Annotated in this window: 3 protein-coding genes; all 3 read left to right on the forward strand. The window is 64.7% G+C overall.

All coding sequences use genetic code 11. The features are described from left to right. A partial coding sequence (locus KGM94_RS25185) for a transporter substrate-binding domain-containing protein (RefSeq protein WP_300265459.1) occupies positions 1 to 354 on the forward strand: 354 nt, incomplete at its 5' end. 233 nt (positions 355 to 587) lie between these two features. Next, positions 588 to 1,319 carry an amino acid ABC transporter permease gene (locus KGM94_RS25190; protein WP_300265461.1) on the forward strand — a complete coding sequence of 244 codons (732 nt, stop codon included), beginning with the start codon at positions 588 to 590 and terminating at the stop codon, positions 1,317 to 1,319. 3 nt (positions 1,320 to 1,322) lie between these two features. Next, positions 1,323 to 1,805, forward strand: a 483-nt coding sequence (locus tag KGM94_RS25195) for an ABC transporter permease subunit (protein ID WP_300265463.1), incomplete at its 3' end; no start/stop codon positions are given.

Below are 1,805 nucleotides of genomic sequence, written 5' to 3' on the forward strand. Positions count from 1 at the left end.
TTCCTGATGGTCGAGACCGACCGCGCGGCGGCTTTCGTGATGGACGACATCCTGCTCGCGAGCCTGGTCGCCGGCTCGAAGGCGCCGGGCGACTACGTCATCTCCAAGGATGCATTCTCCAAGCCCGAGCCCTACGGCATCATGCTGCGCAAGGACGACGCGGCCTTCAAGAAGGTGGTCGATGCGGCAACGGCCGCGGTCTACACCTCCGGCGAGGGCCAGAAGATCTACGACAAGTGGTTCATGAGCAAGATTCCGCCGAAGGGACTCAACCTCAACACCCCGATCTCGCCGGAGCTGAAGCACGAGTTCGCCAAGCCGTCGGATTCGCCGGATCCGGACGCCTACAAGTAACTGTCGATCCTCATGGTGAGGAGCCGCGTAAGCGGCGTCTCCGGACGATGCTCCGCATCGCCAGGCGAACCATGAGGCCCCAGACGGGCCTTCATCCTTCGAGACGCGGCGGAGACGCCGCTCCTCAGGATGAGGGTCCGGCCCAGCCATTTTGAAGGAAAGATGGCCGGACACTTGCATAGAATTGGCGTGCGTGGGGTTTGCCGTCATTGGTGCGTTCGCGCGGGGGATTCGTGAACTACAACTGGAATTGGGGAATCTTCTTCCAGCCGAACCCGATGGGAACGGGCACCTATCTCGACATGCTGCTGTCGGGATTGTGGCTCACCATCAAGACGGCGGTGCTCGCCTGGATCATCGCGCTGGTCTTCGGCTCGGTCGTCGGCGTGCTGCGCACGCTGCCCTCGCGCCTGGCCACCTGGTTCGGCTTCGCCTGGGTCGAGTTCTTCCGCAACATGCCGCTCCTGGTGCAGCTCTTCCTGTGGTTCTTCGTGCTGCCGGAGTTGTTGCCGCGCGCCGCGGGCCTGTGGCTGAAGCAATTGCCCAACGCGCCGTTCTGGACCGCGGCGATCGGCGTCGGCCTGTTCATGTCGGCGCGCGTCGCCGTGCAATTGCAGGCGGGCATCGGCTCGCTGCCGCGCGGCCAGAGGCAGGCCGGCACCGCGCTCGGCCTCACCACCGTGCAGGTCTATCGCTACGTGCTGCTGCCGATGGCCTTCCGCATCATCCTGCCGCCGCTGACCTCGGAGTTCCTCAACACCATCAAGAACACCGCGGTCGCCATCACCATCGGCCTGCTGGAGCTGACCGGGCAGGCGCGCTCGATGCAGGAATTCTCGTTCCAGGTGTTCGAGGCCTTCACCGCCGCGACCATCCTCTATCTCCTGACCAATGCCGTCGTCGTGACCGCGATGCGCGCGCTCGAGCGCTACGTCGCGATCCCCGGCTACATCTCGGGAAAATAGGCGATGTTCGGCAATTTCGATTTCGACGTCATCCGCCGCGCGCTGCCCTATCTGTTCTACGAGGGTATGACGTTCACGCTGACGCTGACGGCGCTGTCGGCGCTGGGCGGCCTGGTCTTCGGCACCGCGATCGCCCTGATGCGGCTTTCCGGCTTCCGGCTGCTCGGACGCATCGCCGGCCTCTATGTCGACTTCATGCGTTCGCTGCCGCTGGTGCTCGTGATCTTCTGGTTCTACTTCCTGGTGCCCTATATCGGGCAGTGGCTGACCGGTGCCTCGCGGCCGATCCATGTCGGCGCGTTCGCCTCCTCGCTCATCACCTTCGTCATGTTCGAGGCGGCTTACTTCTCCGAGATCATGCGCGCCGGCATCCAGTCGATCTCGCGCGGCCAGCCGGCCGCGGCCAGCGCGCTCGGCCTGACCTATGCGCAGAGCATGCGCTACGTCGTGCTGCCGCAGGCGTTCCGCAACATGCTGCCGGTGCTG

The sequence above is a fragment of the Bradyrhizobium sp. genome, assembly GCF_028868675.1.
In the GTDB taxonomy this organism is placed as follows: Bacteria; Pseudomonadota; Alphaproteobacteria; order Rhizobiales; family Xanthobacteraceae; genus Bradyrhizobium.